The 18,356-nt window shown below is 48.3% G+C and carries 17 protein-coding genes and 1 pseudogene; 5 read left to right on the forward strand and 13 right to left on the reverse strand.

Features of this window, described 5'->3' with window-relative positions; genetic code table 11:
• Positions 1-4: 4 nt before the first annotated feature.
• Together J07HQW2_RS12315 and rnhA are read right to left on the reverse strand one after the other, a co-directional pair.
• Entirely contained in the window at positions 5-616 is a 612-nt protein-coding gene (locus J07HQW2_RS12315; protein ID WP_303704119.1) for a DUF7108 domain-containing protein, read from the reverse strand.
• On the reverse strand, positions 609-1,205 hold the full coding sequence (gene rnhA / locus J07HQW2_RS12320; protein ID WP_021055864.1) for a ribonuclease HI: 597 nt from the start codon (positions 1,203-1,205) through the stop codon (positions 609-611). Before rnhA ends, J07HQW2_RS12315 begins: the two co-directional genes overlap by 8 nt.
• A 215-nt stretch (positions 1,206-1,420) precedes the next feature.
• Between rnhA and J07HQW2_RS12325 the strand changes: the two genes are divergently transcribed.
• From J07HQW2_RS12325 to J07HQW2_RS19625, 3 genes are all read left to right on the forward strand, one after another.
• Positions 1,421-2,410, forward strand: a complete 990-nt coding sequence (locus J07HQW2_RS12325; protein ID WP_021055865.1) for a transcription initiation factor IIB — start codon at positions 1,421-1,423, stop codon at positions 2,408-2,410.
• A 196-nt stretch (positions 2,411-2,606) separates the two neighbouring features.
• Entirely contained in the window at positions 2,607-3,875 is a 1,269-nt protein-coding gene (locus J07HQW2_RS12330; protein ID WP_021055866.1) for an Nre family DNA repair protein, read from the forward strand.
• Between the two features lie 242 nt (positions 3,876-4,117).
• Positions 4,118-4,297 (forward strand): zinc ribbon domain-containing protein, encoded by a 180-nt coding sequence (locus tag J07HQW2_RS19625; RefSeq protein ID WP_343122483.1) that lies wholly within the window; start codon positions 4,118-4,120, stop codon positions 4,295-4,297.
• A 205-nt stretch (positions 4,298-4,502) separates the two neighbouring features.
• Here J07HQW2_RS19625 and J07HQW2_RS12335 read toward each other — a convergent pair whose 3' ends face one another.
• Together J07HQW2_RS12335 and J07HQW2_RS12340 are read right to left on the reverse strand one after the other, a co-directional pair.
• Complete coding sequence (locus J07HQW2_RS12335) at positions 4,503-5,165, reverse strand: CPBP family glutamic-type intramembrane protease (protein ID WP_394324647.1); 663 nt, start codon at positions 5,163-5,165, stop codon at positions 4,503-4,505.
• A gap of 246 nt (positions 5,166-5,411) precedes the next feature.
• Positions 5,412-5,789 (reverse strand): DUF5789 family protein, encoded by a 378-nt coding sequence (locus tag J07HQW2_RS12340; protein ID WP_021055868.1) that lies wholly within the window; start codon positions 5,787-5,789, stop codon positions 5,412-5,414.
• A 202-nt stretch (positions 5,790-5,991) separates the two neighbouring features.
• On the opposite strand from J07HQW2_RS12340, the gene J07HQW2_RS12345 reads away from it, so the two are divergent.
• The gene (locus J07HQW2_RS12345; protein WP_021055869.1) at positions 5,992-6,933 is read left to right on the forward strand and encodes a cell division protein CdpA domain-containing protein; all 942 of its coding nucleotides are present in this window, start codon (positions 5,992-5,994) and stop codon (positions 6,931-6,933) included.
• A gap of 17 nt (positions 6,934-6,950) precedes the next feature.
• On the opposite strand, the gene J07HQW2_RS12350 is transcribed toward J07HQW2_RS12345, so the two are convergent.
• The 4 genes from J07HQW2_RS12350 to J07HQW2_RS12365 all read right to left on the reverse strand — a co-directional run bounded on the left by J07HQW2_RS12350 (position 6,951) and on the right by J07HQW2_RS12365 (position 10,628).
• Positions 6,951-7,493, reverse strand: a complete 543-nt coding sequence (locus J07HQW2_RS12350) for a Mut7-C RNAse domain-containing protein (protein WP_021055870.1) — start codon at positions 7,491-7,493, stop codon at positions 6,951-6,953.
• Between the two features lie 128 nt (positions 7,494-7,621).
• Positions 7,622-9,391: a DNA polymerase/3'-5' exonuclease PolX gene (polX, locus tag J07HQW2_RS12355; RefSeq protein WP_021055871.1), complete on the reverse strand. Its 1,770-nt coding sequence runs from the start codon at positions 9,389-9,391 to the stop codon at positions 7,622-7,624.
• Entirely contained in the window at positions 9,391-9,873 is a 483-nt protein-coding gene (locus J07HQW2_RS12360) for a DUF5788 family protein (RefSeq protein ID WP_021055872.1), read from the reverse strand. The genes polX and J07HQW2_RS12360 overlap by 1 nt, the downstream gene beginning before the upstream one ends.
• 227 nt (positions 9,874-10,100) lie before the next feature.
• A complete protein-coding gene (locus J07HQW2_RS12365) occupies positions 10,101-10,628 on the reverse strand; it encodes an SHOCT domain-containing protein (protein ID WP_021055873.1) in 528 nt (175 codons plus the stop codon).
• A gap of 786 nt (positions 10,629-11,414) precedes the next feature.
• Here J07HQW2_RS12365 and J07HQW2_RS12370 point away from each other — a divergent pair.
• Positions 11,415-12,764 (forward strand): alkaline phosphatase family protein, encoded by a 1,350-nt coding sequence (locus J07HQW2_RS12370; protein ID WP_021055875.1) that lies wholly within the window; start codon positions 11,415-11,417, stop codon positions 12,762-12,764.
• Between the two features lie 214 nt (positions 12,765-12,978).
• Here the strand turns inward: J07HQW2_RS12370 and J07HQW2_RS20080 are convergent, their stop codons facing one another.
• The 5 genes and pseudogenes from J07HQW2_RS20080 to J07HQW2_RS12390 form a co-directional block, all read right to left on the reverse strand.
• Positions 12,979-13,161: a universal stress protein gene (locus J07HQW2_RS20080; RefSeq protein ID WP_021055876.1), complete on the reverse strand. Its 183-nt coding sequence runs from the start codon at positions 13,159-13,161 to the stop codon at positions 12,979-12,981.
• Between the two features lie 28 nt (positions 13,162-13,189).
• A complete protein-coding gene (locus tag J07HQW2_RS18720; RefSeq protein WP_021055877.1) occupies positions 13,190-13,468 on the reverse strand; it encodes a universal stress protein in 279 nt (92 codons plus the stop codon).
• Positions 13,461-15,813, reverse strand: a pseudogene (locus tag J07HQW2_RS20085) (RND family transporter). Before J07HQW2_RS20085 ends, J07HQW2_RS18720 begins: the two are co-directional and overlap by 8 nt.
• A 4-nt stretch (positions 15,814-15,817) precedes the next feature.
• A complete protein-coding gene (locus J07HQW2_RS12385) occupies positions 15,818-17,446 on the reverse strand; it encodes a COG1361 S-layer family protein (RefSeq protein ID WP_048075288.1) in 1,629 nt (542 codons plus the stop codon).
• A gap of 139 nt (positions 17,447-17,585) precedes the next feature.
• On the reverse strand, positions 17,586-18,356 hold a 771-nt coding region (locus J07HQW2_RS12390; protein WP_021055881.1), incomplete at its 5' end, for a TetR/AcrR family transcriptional regulator.

Raw genomic sequence — 18,356 nt, forward strand, 5'->3', positions numbered from 1 at the left:
GCACCTACCCCTCAATAGTGTCGAGCAGTTTGATACTTTTAGACACAATTGCTTCTTCTTGTTCTGAGGGCCACGCATTTCGGGTGTAGTACTCGTTGATAAACTCTTTGCGTTCATCCTTGGTTGCCTCAGTGACAGTCTTCAGATAGTAATTTCCCATGAAATCAGCAAATGCTCTGATATTCTTTGCATGTGCTTCCCCGTGTTCTTGCCGAATCGTATCGATGATTGTTTTATTAGTCGTTTCTACGTCCTCCCAATCTGCTTCGACAGCTGGTCCTGATAGTGATACCTCAACCGCTCGATTGGTGTCATCAATTTGATTAAATTGTGCAATGCCATCTGTGAGCCAGGACTGCGGGTATAATACCAGTGTATCATCCGCATCGCGGATTCGCGCGGTGTATCCGTATTCATCAAGCAGCGACTGTCGCTGATCACGATATACGGTTATCTCAGCATCGACTGTTGCATTAACACAGAGGCGTGTGAGCCTTTCGGCCTCGTCAATAACGGACTGTGGGAGTGATTTTTCGGCTCCATCGCTCATACCTTCATCTACAGTTTCTACATCGTCTTTCTGCTTAGTTTCACTCTTATGCTCGTGATTATCCATGGTCAAACGCCTCATTTGCGAGTTTATCAGCACGACTGTTCACGTCTCGCGGAACGTGTTCGATACTCCAGCGGTCGAATGTTTGTAATAATTCACGAACACGCACGCGGCACTCGCGTAGCGTCGGCTCGTTTGTGTCGTATTCACCAGTCACCTGACGAATGATTAACTGCGAATCTCCGCGGATATCAATTTCGTCGAGTCCATACTCACGAGCCATCTCAACTGCATGTTCTAGTGCAGCATACTCCGCTTGGTTGTTGGTCGCTTCATCAATCTGCTCATTCCCGTCAGCAATAATACCTTCACTCGTCACAAGAACCCACCCAATTGCTGCAGGTCCTGGATTCCCCCGACATGCTCCATCAAAATAAACATGTGCTCGACCACCACTGTCAGCTCGAAGCAACCCAAGTAGATCATCAGGACGCGATCCCTGCACGACAACCGTTTCATCGTAGGCAACAGCTGTCGCCGCACCACGCTCAGCGCGCCAGCGTTCATATTCAGTATTCCCAGCCGTGATTGTGATGTCTGCCTCGATAAGTCGTTCACGAGCTACATCCGGATCACAGTCCACACTCGGCATAACTATATTATTTTGACCGCAGAAAAGAACCGTTCGGTCTAAGCATCTCATAATCATCATACAGCTGTGAGTATCTGATGCATCAACTATCTCTACGTGCCCTTGTTCATCCTCTCAGTGTTGAGTGTAAGTCGATTGATACACATCAGCATATATGCATGCGTCCGTTCCTGCCGAGGATTTAAGTAATTCAAGATAGCGAATATAAAAATGCGATGACACGGTCCACCCGCCAGCGGGAACGAGATAGTGAACGAACGCGATGGCAGGGCGAACAAAAAGAGGATACTGAGACGGACGCAGCCGTTGACGATATTGATCTTGATGACGTTGATGATAAAGATCTCGTCCGTACAGGGGATGGGGAAATTATACATGAACCAACGGGTATTGTAGTTGAAGAAGAACAGATTGATCGGGGTCCCGAGTGGCGGGCATTCAATCACTCTGAACGACAGTCAAAGTCTCGCGTCGGTGCACCGACGACAAAGACAATGCATGATAAGGGATTGACAACAACAATCGACTGGAAAGATAAAGACGCATATGGTCGATCACTCTCATCTGAAAAGCGCTCACAGATGCACCGATTACGTAAGTGGCAAGAACGTATTCGGACAAAAGATGCGGGTGAACGTAATCTTCAGTTTGCCCTTTCGGAGGTCGACCGAATGGCATCTGCACTTGGTGTTCCACGGTCGGTTCGTGAGGTTGCATCTGTGATTTATCGGCGAGCACTCAGTGAGGATTTAATCCGAGGACGTTCAATCGAGGGCGTTTCCACCTCCGCGCTGTATGCTGCTTGTCGAAAAGAAGGGATTCCGCGATCACTTGAAGAAATCTCAGAGGTATCGCGTGTTGAGCGCAAAGAAATTGGACGGACATACCGGTATATTTCTCAAGAGCTTGGTCTTGAGATGAGACCAGTTGATCCAAAAAAGTATGTTCCGCGATTCTGCTCGGAACTCGACCTCTCAAAGGAGGTTCAATCGAAGGCAGATGAAATCATTGAAACAACAGCCGAGCAGGGTCTTCTTTCAGGCAAGTCACCAACAGGCTATGCCGCAGCGGCTATTTATTCGGCTTCGTTACTCTGCAATGAGAAAAAAACACAGCGAGAAGTTGCTGACGTTGCTCAGGTAACTGAAGTAACAATTCGTAATCGATATCAAGAGCAGATCGAAGCAATGGGAATTCCAACCTAACATTCGTACTTCAGCAGCTATTTATACTGTATTTTATTTCAAGGAACGAACGACAACGAGCCGTGAGTGAGTAGGTCAGGATAGTTCACTTCGATAAGTCAGCATTTCAGTGATCTCATACTCCGATTTGTAGTCAGATCTAAGATCGTAGCCGGACCGTTCATATTGTCTGCTGTCTATTATAGTTTAAATACTGATGCGACTGGACGAGTACATGAACATTGAGGAAAGTAAGCGAGCAGAGCGACGCCGACTCGCGAAAAATAAATCATATGATATTGTTGAACACCTCGATGACTTTCAGGAACGATTTGAGTCGACCGTCCAAGGCGATTCACTGTATGGTGGGGTTTCTCCATCTATTTTCGTTGGAACATCGAATTATCCGCATGTCTCAACAGGGGTGCTTTCGCCAGTTGGTCATGATACCGATGTAAACCAGTTCATTACATCAGAAGCATGGTATAGCGAGGATATCTCAATTTCAGATGTCTTCGAACGGCGGGCATCACTATTAAATTCAACAACCACCCGTTCGGTTACGAACGTTTCAGACACGTGGGATGGAGACGGATTTCTTGGGACGCAACGTGAAATCGCAATCGCTGATCATCCTGTCAATGTCGAGATTGGGCTTACCGATCGTCCAGATATTGATTTTAATGTGAACCCGGCAGACGTTTCCACGCCTGTTGGACCGAGAGCGCGAGCGGAGTCCGCGACGCTTGCTGAGAATCCCCACGTTCCGCGGGCGGTCGAAAAAACATTATCTGATGATGACTGGAACGCAGAAGGAGCAATTACGTATCTTTACCGTCGAGATTTTGATATTTATGATATCAATACCATCCTCTCAGCTGGAGCACTTGGACAGACTGACCAGCGTCGACTTGTCCCGACCCGGTGGTCAATTACTGCTGTTGATGATGTCGTCGGACGCTATCTACGCGGTCAGATCCAAACGAATCAAAGTATCAACAGCGTTGAAATACACCGTGAGTCATTTCTTGGTAATGCATTCTGGATTGTCCTCGCACCTGGTGAGTGGGAGTATGAACTCGTTGAAATGAAAGCTCCTGGTAGCATCTGGAATCCAAAACCAGAGGCGGGGACCGCAATAACGGCTGACTGGGAGGGTCGTGATGGACGGACAACGTATGTTTCAGAGACCGCAGGTGCATATCATGCTGCTCGTCTTGGTGTGCTCGAACATCTCGCCACGCGAGGACGTCAGGCAAAAGCACTCATTCTTCGACACATCTCAGCAGATTATTGGGCGCCAGTCGGCGTCTGGCAAGTCCGTGAAACTGTTCGTGATACATTTGATGACACCCCAGCAGTATCAGAGACGATGCATAAAGCAATCGACGGTATCTGTGAACACTTACCGATATCATCAACGCGTCTCCATCGCGCGTCGACAATTGCTGCTGGACGACAAGCAACGTTTGATAAATTTAACTGAGATGTGTTCTCGCTGCTACTGCATGCGACAGATATGACAAAATAGCCTGAAAGTAACAAAAGTGTAAATCGCAATCCTCCCCCTGAGTTTATCAATATCTAACCAGGAAAACGAAAATACGCACATGTAACTGAAATAGTGTACAGTTCCCATTCGACTCTATATCCTATCTCAGCGATTATGCTGCTACAATCTTGCTCTCTCAAATCATTTACTTCGAGATTAACTCAAGATAGTATATAATATACCCAGAAAACACGTTCCGGCGGTGTTCAACGTGTGGGTTCACCCACACCCACCCGGACAACCGTGAGAATGAAGCCTTCAACTGTGAAAAGTGCGGCTACCAGAATCACGCTGACTCCAACGCCGCCAAGAACATCAGATTACGGTATCTTCGTCGCAACCAACCCGGGGGGTGACGAAGGCGAACCCTTGGGCGTTCGCTTACACAGCGGGACGCTGAGCGTGAGTGGTGAGTATGACTTGACTCACCTGCCGAGGTCTCGGTCAGAACGGGAGTCCACGCTGAATCTCACCCGATCACGGCTGGGTAGCTCAATCTGATGTGACGTGGGCTATTGTGACAACCAGTGTATGTATATCCATCTGTTTTCTCCACAGCAGTCACAGCGGTACGGGAATCCATCGAAGCGATTTCATTACTAACTCGGGCGGAAATACCGGTTCATGCAATACAAGCCAATCGAGTAGTACTAGCCCAAGTCCGTGAGCAACGATTGAGGGAAGTAGCGACTGTGCATGATAATCAACAGCGCCAAAAAGAACGTCAGTTGGTCCGGATAGCAGTAGCTCAATCGGTGGTTTCCCGACGTGATGAAACGCATAAATAATAGGACTAATAAAAATACTTATCCGACCAATTTCATCACTGATACCAACACAGAGTAGTCCGCGGTAATATGTCTCTGCGGCAATAACGATAATAAGTTGCTGGATTGCGTGTGGCAGAAACGCCCCGAATGCGAGTGTGGTCGACCACATTGGGTAATATTCTCGAATACTGGGGAGTGATGACCCAACGAGATAAAATGGAAGGACAAACGCTGCGAGCACGATTGTATCGCGAATCGCCGTGCGATCAATACGATATCCAAGTTTCCGACCATGGGTAATCGCAAGCGCGACTGGAATACATATGAATAACAGAGCGTCCCGAAACACGCGCTGTGTCAGCGCTGTTGATGGCACGGTCCATACTGTCCACAGTATAGAACAGGCTGCTCCGATGAGAAGTGTTCGCTGAAGCCAACTAGCTTGATCGATGATGTCGAAGAATTGAGTGCGAACCGACACAGCGCGCTCAGTACATACTCTTACGCGGTTGATTTAGTCTAGTTTGCACATAAATCATAGATGCCATGATGCGGTATAACATGATACGATACAATACGATATCGACAGTACATTTGAATCAAGATTAATTCAATATATCGTCTTATTCAGATTCAACAATACAGAGTATGTTTTTATAGGACGCTATTCCAATATCACGAGTTTAACAGTTTCACATCATCAAACAGCTTCAGCTTCCGGATCTGCATCGCCATCGGTGTCGGCGTCGGTTGTGCTTTCGCCGTCATGATTATCGTTTGCATCATGACTTTCAGTCTCGACAGGACCGTTGCCAATAACATCCTCAACGGCAGAGACAAACGTCTGTCGTGAGTCAATATATGTATCATCAACGTCCATAAGGACTGACTCAAGTTGTCGTGGACCCGTTGGAGTTCGAATCATACTTTCGCCCTCTTGATCAATAATCCGACTTACTTCATGTGGCCACGTAAGTCGGGCAGCAACACGCGCAAGCGGTTGCCCTGCGACTGGTGTTTTCTCTCCCAACTCGACGATGGGTTCGTCATCACCGTTGCCTTCCGCTTCGTCTGCCATATACGCCGGTTTGCTATCCGATGCAATAATCTCTTCGACACATCATCAACAGAACACGCTCGATAATGTTAGACTAGTAATGTATCTATCCATCGTGAATCTAATTTAATTGGTATTTATGATGATAAAGAGTTGATTATAGATTCGCCTGTCAGACAGCTGTCTGACATAGGGTTTTGTGTTCGTTGTTCCAATGTCACATATGACCAGTCTCGCGGAGGCCTACAATAGCGGTACGGGGGGTCCGAGTCTCCGGCGACTGACATTCGGCCTTACATTATTTCTTATGGGGTCGATGCTCATCGTCTCTGGAATTGGCGTCACGACAACGCAACTTCTGTATGGGACCGACCCAGCAGCGCTCACAGCAAAGCGGCAACTCGGCGGCGTGCTTGCAGGCGTTGGTGTTCCGGCTGTATTAATCGGTATTTTTTCTATTTTGCCCTCTGCACGACTTACAAAAGCTGCTGCTGCTGTTGGGACAGGAATTTCACTTATGGGTGTTTTCTTATTTGATCATGCATATCCGTGTCAATGGTCCGGTGCTGTTTGTGGAGCCGGCAAGCCGGATTTGACACTTCTTACTGTTGTCACCTTTTCATTCGGTGTGATGGTTACCTTTTGGTGTCTCTTCATTGGTGTGACGAATCTCCGTGCAGCAGACGCTGAATCAGACCCATTTGGAGGCACCTCTGGTCCGCCCGCTGGAAATCACCCTGACGCGGCTTCGGGTGGGTTTGGATTATTTAATAATTCTCGTGATGAGACAGACGCAACTCCAACCTCTGATGGGGGAACTGAGGCTGAATCGATTACGTCACCGTTTGATCCGACAACTGCAAGCGCATCATCACCCTCTCCACAGTCCCCGGACACAGAGCGTAAATCAGAGTCATCACCTCCTCGGACAAAGCGTCCATCACCAACACCACGAAATTCATCGACACGAACACACCCAGAAAATGAAAAGAATACATGGCAATCAACGGATGTCGATGCAAGTCTTGGTGATCAATATTGTGGAAACTGTGCCCATTTTGAATATGTCAAGACTGATTCTGGCATCGAGCCATACTGTGCTGCCCATGATGAATTGATGGACGATATGGTACCCTGCGAGGAATGGGTCTCTCGCATCGATTAATAGATTGCTCTTTATTCTTATTCTGTCCGCACGTGCTCAAGCGTCGCTGCGACATCCTCCCAGTGGCTTCCCTTCCAGAATATCTGTTCACATCTCAGACACTGCCAGCAGTCTCTTTTGTCCGGGTCGGGTGCATACTCGGGGACTACTGCATCTGATGAGACAGCCTCGACACGTCCATTACATGCACCACAGCGACCGGATCGTGACCTGAGAGTCAAATCCAAATCATACCCACTAGCAGCAAATTCACCTAGTTGATCTTCGACATCTCGAGTAGTTAATAAAATGGCGTCATCTGCTCGCTTCGCAAGTTCAGTATCACGAGTAATAATAGTACGCTCCTCATCAGTCGCCCGTGCGAGAATTTCATCATCGGTTGGATGAGCTGAATTACTACTCGTATCTAGATCCGATTCGTCTGAGTCATTTTGTTCATTTTGTTCATCACGGACATATGCAGCGTCATATCCACACATTCGAAGATATGTGGACAGAGAACCAAGCATTGCGTCGAGAAGGAATCGATCGATCGTAACTGATGAGTCAGTATCTGTCATTAATCGATTATAGATCTTTTTGACTTCTAACAGTTTTTACAACCTGTCATATTCCGTGTACCAACTCAATGGATAGTGGAGGCGAGTGTATCAGGAACTCGGCTTAGTGATAGTTTCTATCATTATCTTCAATGTAAGAATGAACGAAGCTCCGTGAGGTCAACGCTATTCAGTACATCTGTCGGTGTACACCATCCACGCCGGGCAGTGTGCACACCATAGCGAGCGTATGCCAGTGACTCCGGTGCATGCGCATCAGTATTAACCACAATCGTCGCACCTGCATCACGAGCCGCCTGTATGAACGTTCCATGGAGGTCAAGCCGTGTCGGATTTGCATTGACCTCTAATGCGGTCTCAGCCGCAGCAGCAGCCGTTGCAACCTGCTCAATATCGATATCTAATCCAGGACGCTCATTGATGCGTCGACCAGTTGGGTGTCCAAGCACATCGACGCTTTGATGATTCACTGCTCGGATGAGACGTTCTGTTGCCGTTTCACGTTCTTGTCCAAGTGCGGTGTGTGGGGATGCAACAACCACATCGAGTTCTGCAAGAATATCATCTCCTGTTGATAGGTCGCCTTCTGAATCAATATTCGTCTCAACCCCTGCAAGAACCTCAATCTCATTTCCACGTGTCTCATTTGCAGTCTCAACCGTTCCTAGTTGCTCGCGTAGATCATCATCGCTAAGTCCAATTCCACCAACCATCCCGGGACCGCTTGCATGATCTGTGACAGCATAGTAATCATATTCCTGACCAACGGCGGCATCGACCATCTGCTCACGGCTTGCACGACCGTCAGAACGGGTTGTATGTGTATGAAGGTCGCCACGCATGTCTTCGACTGTAAATAGCTTCGAGAGTGTTCCCTCGGCTGCTGCTTCGATCTCACCGCGGTTTTCTCGTAGCTCTGGGGGAATCCATGGTAATCCAAGCGCCTCATACATCGATTCCTCTGTTTCGCCGGCGACACGATCGCCGATTCGTTGACTATTCGTTTCGTTTGCATCGGCATCGGTATCAACATCGCTCACGTCAAATACTCCATACTCGTTCATTTTCAGATCGCGTTCGATTGCCCGATTTCGTAACGCGACATTGTGGTCTTGACTTCCGGTGAAATATTGTAATGCAGCACCGAACTCCCCTGGGTCAACAACCCGAAGATCAATCCGAACACCCTCAGCACGGAGACTTGCTTTATTCTCGCCGGCTTCAATCACGTCTGTTGCCGCCGACCAGTCAGTGAATGTTTCAATAACTCGCTCACTCTCGGTTGATGCAGCGAGCACATCGACATCCCCAATCGTATCACGCCATCGTCGAATTGACCCAGCGACCTCGGTGTTATCTACCGTTTCCCGGCGACGAAGAAAGGTCAAAACCTCATCAGCAAGTGGACGCACATCTCCAAGTCGTTCACGCTCGCCAGCCTGTCGGGCAAACGCAACATTTTCGCGAATATTCGTCTCTGTTTTCGCACCAAATCCGCTAACATCACGAATCTCCTCAGCCTTAGCTGCCGCAGCAAGTTCATCAAGTGTTGTAATCCCTAGCTCTTCATACAGGGTTCCAACAGTTTTTGGACCAACTCCATCGACACGAGTAAGTGCATCAATTTCGACCGGAAGGCGATCACGAAGTTCATCAAGTTCGTCAATCGATCCCGTTTCAACGTATTCGATTATTTTCGATGCGATTGCATCGCCGACACGATTGATTGATTCAACTGCATCTTGCCCTTCCGCTGCAAGTTCCTCAATCGGGTCAGAGCACTCGCGAATGTTTTCCGCTGCACGACGGTACACGCTTGGTTTATACTCAACCCCATCAGCCTCAAGTCGGTCTGCGAACTCTTCGAATCGACGTGCAATTTCATCATTTCGACGCATTATGATCTCCCTCCATATGTCCCACTACTACTTCCTCGACCGCGACCACGACCCGCTCCGACGCCACTATCCTCGTGTCCGAGTGCCTGTTGAAGGAAATTCATCCACCGTTTCCGATCAGCGGCAGTCTGTTTTGCTGTCTCTGATTCAAGATCAACTGTACGAAGTTGTTCAAGTGCATTCAATGCTCGATCAATGCCAACAATACTATCTGCAAGCTCTTCACCCCGCTCGTATGAAACCTCACCCTGCTCGATTTTATCAAGCCGTTCACGGCGCTCACGACGAAGATTCTTTTTTGCACGGTTGACGCGGTCGCGTTCACCGGATGGGATTGTATCTCGTCGATTAATTTCAAAGACGAAATCACGGAGTTCGACCTCCTCGCCTTGTACCTCGACGGCATCAGGAATATCGACGCCGACGGTCGCTGCCTCGCGGTTGACCCGCTCCAATAACCGCTTTCGTTCGAACTCCCTCACGTTATTTAATATACTGTTGAGGGACTACTTCGCTCCTTCGCCTGCAAAAATAACGACAAAAGTAATTTTATCACTGACCGATATGTGACCACCAACACCTCGTATGTGTGGTGATGACAGTATCTGATGTTTGCATGATTATTTTCGTGTGCATGCCACGGATCCCCCCGCAGACGTAATATCATTTCTCCGGCAGTCGGTCAATAATTAGTATTTTGATCCAACGTCTATGTATTGAGTTCATCTGATAGTTCGTTCGCATCTGTATCTGCATCTGAGTGTCTCTCTACAGATGAAAACTCCATACCACTGATCTGACTGACGCGTTGTTTAAATTCATCATCATCAATTTCACCGGAGGCATATCGCCTACGAAGCGTCATCAGGGGGTCATCATCTGATTGCGTTTCATCTGCGTTTACATCAGTAGCGAATGTCATCGTCTGATATATCATCATCAAAGAGGCGACAACAACAGTGCCAATAAGCCCTGATATAGCAAGTAACAAACTGCTATGCGGTCCCCGATGAGCCGCCGCTCTGTGTGGACCAGCGTTTGCTGGTGCATCTGCCTCTGGTGGTGGTCCAGCACCGACAGGAGAACCTCCGGTTTGAAATAACTCTACTAGTGGCTCAATAAATAATGTGGCCGTCATGAACAGTAGCGTTCCACTGACGATTCCCCCAACGACTGTCAGGGCAATCGTCTGCTGACCTGATAGGGAGCCAAGCCGTTGGATGACTGAGCTGTTCATAGTAGATTTATCTGATGGATACTTCTAAAATGTCAGGATATGATAGATAATCAATGTTTATACTACGGGTGGTTCATGAATTCATTATCAGCATTCACGTGCACGTGACATCCTCGCCCGCCGTAAACGGCGGGGCTTCCCGCACTGCGGGAACCCCAACCCGTTGTCGTGAGGTGAGGTTTCAGGGCACTGCACTGCACTGCGCTCAGAGTCTCGGACGACAGGTTCCCTGCCTTGACCCTGAGTGCCCTGTGGTGCTGTCACCGGCACTCCCATCCGCCAGCATGTCATTGCCGTCCGGTTTCAGCGGTCGGCTCTCACCCCGGCGATCGTCCGGCGGGGAGCCGGACGAGCATGGTTCGCTAACGCAGGCACAGCCCACGTTACTAGTTAACACAGACTGAAACAGTAAAAATACCACGGTCAGGGGGTTCGTGTCAGCTCAGCTATCGCAGGCGGTTATATAAGTCGCATGTCGCATTCCTCCCGCCGTGAACGGCGGGATTTCCTGCTTGGTGAAAGATGATGAGTCCTTTCATACCGCGAGTGGATCGCTATTCGATGGATAATAGCGTGGCATGTCTCAAACACAGACAAATACGACTCTCTGATATCGATCTGAATGATTCAATATGTGTGTCAAGAGTATCCCGGTTTCGACAGTATTAGGATTCGATATCTTGACCGTGCTATCACAATAATGATACGATGACTTGTCTGAGACAACGGCGGTATCACCCCCGAAGATAAAAGCTCTTATGCGCCAGTCTGGAAATATAAAGTATAATGGGCTTGTTCGACCGATTACGAGGCGAAGATCATCCTCGTGTTGCGTTCGTCGGGATCGACGGCGTGCCATTTAGTCTACTCGCTGATAATCCAGAGGAGTTTCCAACTTTCGCTGCACTCACTGAAGAGGGAGCTGGTGGTGCAATCGATAGTATCGTTCCCCCAGAATCCTCGGCATGTTGGCCGTCATTGACCACTGGCGTCAATCCTGGTGAAACAGGAGTCTATGGCTTTCAAGACCGTGAGATTGGATCTGACGACACGTATGTACCAATGGGACGAGATGTACAGGCGACTCGTCTCTGGGACCGCGTAACCGACGCTGACCGGATGGCGACCGTCATGAACGTCCCCGTCACGTTCCCACCACAACGAAATATCCAACGAATGGTTTCTGGGTTCCTCTCACCAAGTGTTGAGAAAGCAAGCCATCCTGAGTCCTTCGCCGATGATCTTGCTGCAGCGGATTATCGGATTGATGTTGACGCCAAACTTGGTCATGACGAGGACAAGACTGCGTTTATTGAGAACGCTCACGAGACAATTGATCGTCGATTTGAATCATTTACTGACATTATCGATCAAGATGACTGGGATCTCTTCTTTGGCGTCTTTATGACGACTGACCGAGTTAATCACTTCTTATTCAAAGATTACGAAGAGGAGCGTGAGGATCGCGAACTGTTCATGGAGTTTTATCGCGCTGTTGATGATTACGTTGGTCAGATCCGTGAGCAACTTCCGGATGACGTGACACTTGTTGTTGCCTCTGATCATGGATTCACATCACTTGAGTATGAACTCCATTGTAATGCGTTCCTGGAAGAGCAAGGGTGGCTCTCATATGATGGTGATGATCATAGTGAACTCGGGGATATTTCCTCTGAGTCACGTGCATATTCACTTATTCCCGGTCGATTCTATATCAACCTCGAAGAGAGAGAGGCACATGGTAGTGTTCCGGAAGCTGAATATGAGGATACCCGTGATGAACTAAAGACAATGCTAGAATCGCTTGAGGGACCTGACGGTAATCCTGTTGCTGACCGCGTTGTCGAACGTGAGGAAGCATTCCGCGGGAATCACGACGATATTGCACCTGATCTTGTTGTTGTCCCCAATCACGGATTTGACCTGAAATCTGGGTTCTCAGGTCATGACTCTGTCTTTGATACTGGCCCACGGAATGGGATGCATAGCTTCGACAATGCAACACTATTGGTTGATGACCCTGCGGTTGAGATTCAGGATGCGGATATCTATGATATCGCCCCAACGATTCTCGAGTTGATGGATATCGAATACTCACGTACTGAATTTGACGGCGCAAGTCTCCTTCGACAATAATTATATTGCAAGTCTAACTGAGTTGACTGCGGATATCTTATTTGCTCGATTCAGACAATCAGTCAGTGATGTCTGATCTCCGATGTGACCTGATCTGGTTCGATGCTTAATAGTATTAAAAACACAAGCGTAGACGAAAATACAGACGTTAGCGTGGACGTAAGTACAAATACTGACTTTCTATTAATTAGAAAACAAGGCAGGATAGACCGCTTTATCGAACGATTGTAACCGGAATTGAAACGCCGCGCATCACGTTTTCGGCAACACTACCCACGATAATTCGCTGAAGACCTGCCCGCCCGTGACTTCCGATTACAATCTGATCCACGCCATATGTGTCCGCCGCTTCCTGAATTGTCTCAACTGGCTGTCCAAATTCAGTAATCGTCCTCACTGTTTGTGTGTTTGATTCTGAGTCCTCATCAGTCAGTATCAGATATTTTGCTCGTGTCGTCTTGAAGCATCGTCTTCTTTGTATCCAACAGTGATTCTGCTGCTTGTTTTGCTTGCGTCTTCCAACTGCCTTCGGTAGTTCCATCATATGCCGCGAACCCATTGACAGGGTCGATGACAGTCAAAAGAGTCACATCAGTTGTTGGAAAGATGCTCGTGACATATTCGACAGCATTCTCTGATTGCGGTGACCCATCGACTGGAACGAGTATGTGCTCAACTGAAAGGGCAGCGTCAGATTCAGTCATCAGCCTTCACCTCATCTGGGTCACCCTGAATAGCAATCCCACGACGATTTGCAACGGTATTTTCGACGAAGTCAGACACTCGACCCAGAAGGATGAGTGTCGGTGGAAGCGTCAAGATTGCTGCGACGAGTGTTAGGAATATCACGCCGACAGTGAGGTATCCGAAGTCTCCGAGAATCGGGAATGGTGACAATGTAAGCGCTGAGAAGCCAAAGACGGTCGTTAATCCAGACACAGTGATTGCCTTTCCAACGCGCGCTCCAGCCGTTTCAATAGCATCAAGACGTGACACACCTGACTGTCCAAGTTCCTCGAAGTACCGCTCCATGACAATGATAGTGTATTCCGCGCCGATTCCAACACTCATCGCACCAAGCGATGCACCAAGCGGAGACACTGGGATTGACAGTGCCGACATGTAGAGATTCTGCCATCCGATGACGAATAACATTGGCACTAATGGCGCAATTGCACGGATTAGATTCCGGTAGTACAACAGCAGGGCTCCAAAGACAAACAGAACACCAAGACCTGTTGTAACATTCCGGGTTTCAATCTGGGTAACGATCGATGGTGTTGACACTGCTGCTTGTCCAGTGAGTTCAGCAGTCAATCCAGCCGGTGGTCGAGTCAACTCTGATGAGGATTCTGCAATCGCAAGGAAGTCAAGTAACTCATCGGTGTTCATATTCCGTTCACCGAAGATGGTGATATGAGCATATCCATCACTATAGAAATTCGCTCGTTCAGATGCTGGAACATCATCTAATACTCGTTTAACACCCGCTTCCGTTGCAGGTATCTCACCACCATTGTGTTGTTTGATCAGCGTTGCCGGCGTTTGCATGCCATCTATGAGCGGTTTATCACTGGCAACTTGCCGATATCGTTCCATCCATTGCAACGTCGCTGGATCACGGATATCACTCCCAGTAACAAGCATGTCATACTGCACTGCACTTCCACCATCAGTTACTGTCCGGAACTGCTGTAGATCGACATATGCGGGTAAGTCCTGTGGAATAAACTCTTCAGAGTCTGCAAGCGTTTCCAGATCGTCACCAACGGCTAACCCACCCCCAAGGAGCACAACAGCAATTAATAAGACTGCAATCGGGTGTGAGGCTACAAAGCGAGTTGTCTGTCCTAATGTGCGCCCCAACCTCCCAACGTCACCGAGATCTACATCAGTGTTTGACTCTGCTGATGTCGTGATGTCTACACCTTCGGTAGTATCTGTATCTATCTCTGCCTCCGTCTCTACATCTGCATCTGTCTTCGTCTTCATCTGATGTCTCCCCGTCACCACGCCAGCGGGCATACAGCGTTAAGATTGGAAGCAAGACGATGATGCCCGATAGGAATGTTAGCCCAATTCCGAACATCGACGTCTGTGCAAACCAGACAAACGCAGGAGTTCCGACCGAGGAGATCCACGTCGCTCCAAATCCGAGCGTTGCTGCAATCGCAGCGATCGATACTGGTGGTCCAATACCACCGAGTGCAAGTGGGAGTGCCTCCTTTGGAGAATGCGTTTCTAATTCTTCCTCATATCGCTCATGGAACTGCACTGAGTAATCAATCCCAAGTCCAATCAGAATTGGGAATACAGCACTCGTCAGCGTCGAATTCGGAACTCCTGCGTACCCGATTGCTCCAAACGTATAGATCACACCGACAAATACAGCAACAATCGGCAGTAATCGAAGTCGAACACCACGGAAGAGGAAGAACAACGCGACGGTCATCAGACCAACTGCAAGTCCGAGCAATTGTTGTGTGCTTTGTTGGATGAGTGCTGATAACTGCGTTGAAAATGCAGCGGATCCGGTTACAGTCACAGACGCACCAGCAGGGAACTGCACGAACTGCTTGCGGTCAACTGCCTTTGTATAGATTGGTCGTGACTGTTGTTGAGTCATTCCTGCATCAGTAACAATCCCGATTACAGCAGTATCAGGGCTCCCGACAACTCGCTCAATTTTTGCCTGTGAGTCAGGGATCCGCCCATACTCTTCACGTACCCGATCAGCAGGACTATTGACTGTTTGGACATCTTCGACCGAACTCATCCGTTGATCATACCGGTCGATTGCCCGCATCGTCGCTGGATCTGTCACCTCCCCGCGGACAAGTGTCGCAACGCTTCCATAATCAAACTCGTCGTCGTACGTATCAAGCGTTGGATTCGATCCGACAAATGCGCGGTCACCAGTAACACTCTCAATTTGACCCGCTCCAACGAACGCAACACCAATGAGTGCAACTGCAAGTAGTAGTGTAATAACCGGATGTGCCTGTACAAACTGTCCAATCCGAGAGAAGAAACGACGTGATTGTTTCATCTGTTTATACTCGTCTATATAATACGACACCGCCACCAAGCACAGCGAGCACTGCAACGGCACCAATCGGCATCAATGGAAGCCCACCGGAGTCACCCGCGGAGACTGACACGCCAATCGGGAGTGATCCTGTAAAGCGTGTGTCACCATCGGCTTCGTCGTATCGAACTTCGACACTTGATGCGTACTCTTTCGCAATAGCATCACTTGATGAACTCACTCGAAATGTCGCCGTTGTTGTTGTCCCTGGCTCGACGGTTCCAAGAAACGCCCCATCATCGGCTGATGAGAGCGGATCATTAGTGAACAACTTTGCGTTCGCATCTGAGACTGTTTCACTACCCGTGTATCGTAACGTGACATCGAGCGTTGCACTGCCACCTGGCGTAACACCGGTTTCGGTTCCAACGACCTCAAATCGATCTTGTTCTGATTGAATTGTCACTGACTGTCGAATTGGTGTCGATGTCTGCAATACATCGCCATCCTCATTTTCATACTCAACAGCAAATGGAAGTGAGATTGACCCAGGCTCTGCTTCACCTGGAATGTTCAGGGTAAATGAAACTGGAGCGGTGTCACCGACACCCAGATCGCCAACCGCGGATTCAGCACTTGTGACAGCAATTGTTTCTGTCCCACTGACTGAAACAACAACATTCTCTGCGGCTGTTGGTCCACGATTGACAATCGTTGCCTCGATTTGGGCTTCTGGCTCATCAACACGGAAATCACTCAACTCGACATCTTCAAGATCGAATGTTCGCTCTTCACGTACTGTAATACCAGCTTGCAGTGGATCTGATTGTTTTGTAATCCCGTTTTCATCCTCAAATTCTACAATCGCGGTTACGGTGTATGTCCCGGCAGCGACATCAGGACCAGCACCCATCTGCACGGTTATCTGCTCATTTGCATCTGGTTCAATCGCGGAGACAAATACTGACGTATCGACTGACTGACTTGCTTGCTTACCGAAAAAGACACCCGGTGTTTGTGTCTGCAGTCGGACCGTCGCATCACCTGCGGTTTCCGTTCCAATATTCTGCAGATTAAATCCGATTTGACCGTTGTCACCGGCGGTGATAGCGTTCGTCTCATCCGCACTCATATCGAATTCCGGACGATCCTCAATTCGGATTGTAATTTCTTCTGTGATGGTCCGTTCGCGATTCTGTCTGTCGGTATCCTCAAACTGACCAAAGGCAATTGCACGGGTATGGCTATATGTAACTTCAACAGGAATCTGATATGTTCCTGGTGTTGCCCGCCCAATGTCTAATGCGAAATCAACCGTTTCGCTCTGTCCATCATTGAGACTGCCGAGTGTCTGTGTCCCTGTATTAATCTCAATCGGTGCAGTAATTTGATCCTCAGCAATGTCAATGCGGACACTTTGTGCAGTCTGTACCTCATTTTCGAATTCAACCCGACCACCGTCGGTCAGTTGTCCGTCATTATTCACTGTCACGCTCAGTGTGGCTGATTCACTCGCTCGAAATTGCACATCAGCAGAACTGACGGTTATATTCGGCGACCCAACAACAAGCTCTTCTGCAGCGGCGACTGGTCCAGCAAACCCAGCGGTAATCATAAACAGTACAAGAATCGATGTCAGTATCTTCTGTCGCATTCGTTTTTACAAATATAATGAGTGTCGCGTTGTGGTAGACATCCACCCATGTCTACTAGTTTATTCTGTGAATTCAGATTATTTATTAACTCTGCGAGTATGAAGGTTCCTATCGAACGGTCGTTATATAGGATTTTATTCATAAATTGTTCTGATACACCACAATCCCGAGTTCCCGTTCTAAGATGTTTGCGAGTGCATCGGTATTGATCTCGCTGGTCGTTGCCCCCCGGAAAATAGCCCCCTCAATCAGTGTCAATAATAATTCTGTGGTATCGCTTATATTGTCGATATCGAACGTCCCAGCTGCGACACCGGCGTCAATGCATGCATGCAATTCTTTGCGGAATCGTATCTCATTTGCCTTGATTGTCTCTCGAAATACCTGATCATGAGTAGCCTGTGCCCGCAGTTCGACGTATGCCTGACTGTGTGCTCCAACACAATGTTTGAATCCTTTCTCAGCAGTGCTCAAGGGATCTGATTTTGTACGTTCGTCCGCACTTGCACTGTTCTCTACATCTGTATCGATGTTTTTGTTCTCTATTTCGCGGTGAGTCTCAGTATGCCCGCCAGTGGTAGTATTGTTGATATCGGTTCTACTAGGGTCGATATCTCCACCGGCGACTGTGAAGACAAACCCAAAGAATTTCTCAAGTCGACGGGCGGGGTCATCGTCAGAATCATGAAAGTACTCTGAAATTAATTCGACGAGCACTTGATCAAGTAGTGTTTGGACAACATCATCCTTGTCCTCATAGTGATAGTAGACGACTGATTTGGCGACATCTGTCCGAGAAGCAATCCGTGAGATTGTCACACCGGTGTACCCACGCTCACAAAGAACGCTAAAAGCAGCCCGAAGGATTTCAGTACGTGTATCATCGGGCGCGTTCGGCAGAATTGTGAT

The sequence above is a fragment of the Haloquadratum walsbyi J07HQW2 genome, from assembly GCF_000415985.1.
In the GTDB taxonomy this organism is placed as follows: Archaea; Halobacteriota; Halobacteria; order Halobacteriales; family Haloferacaceae; genus Haloquadratum; species Haloquadratum walsbyi_B.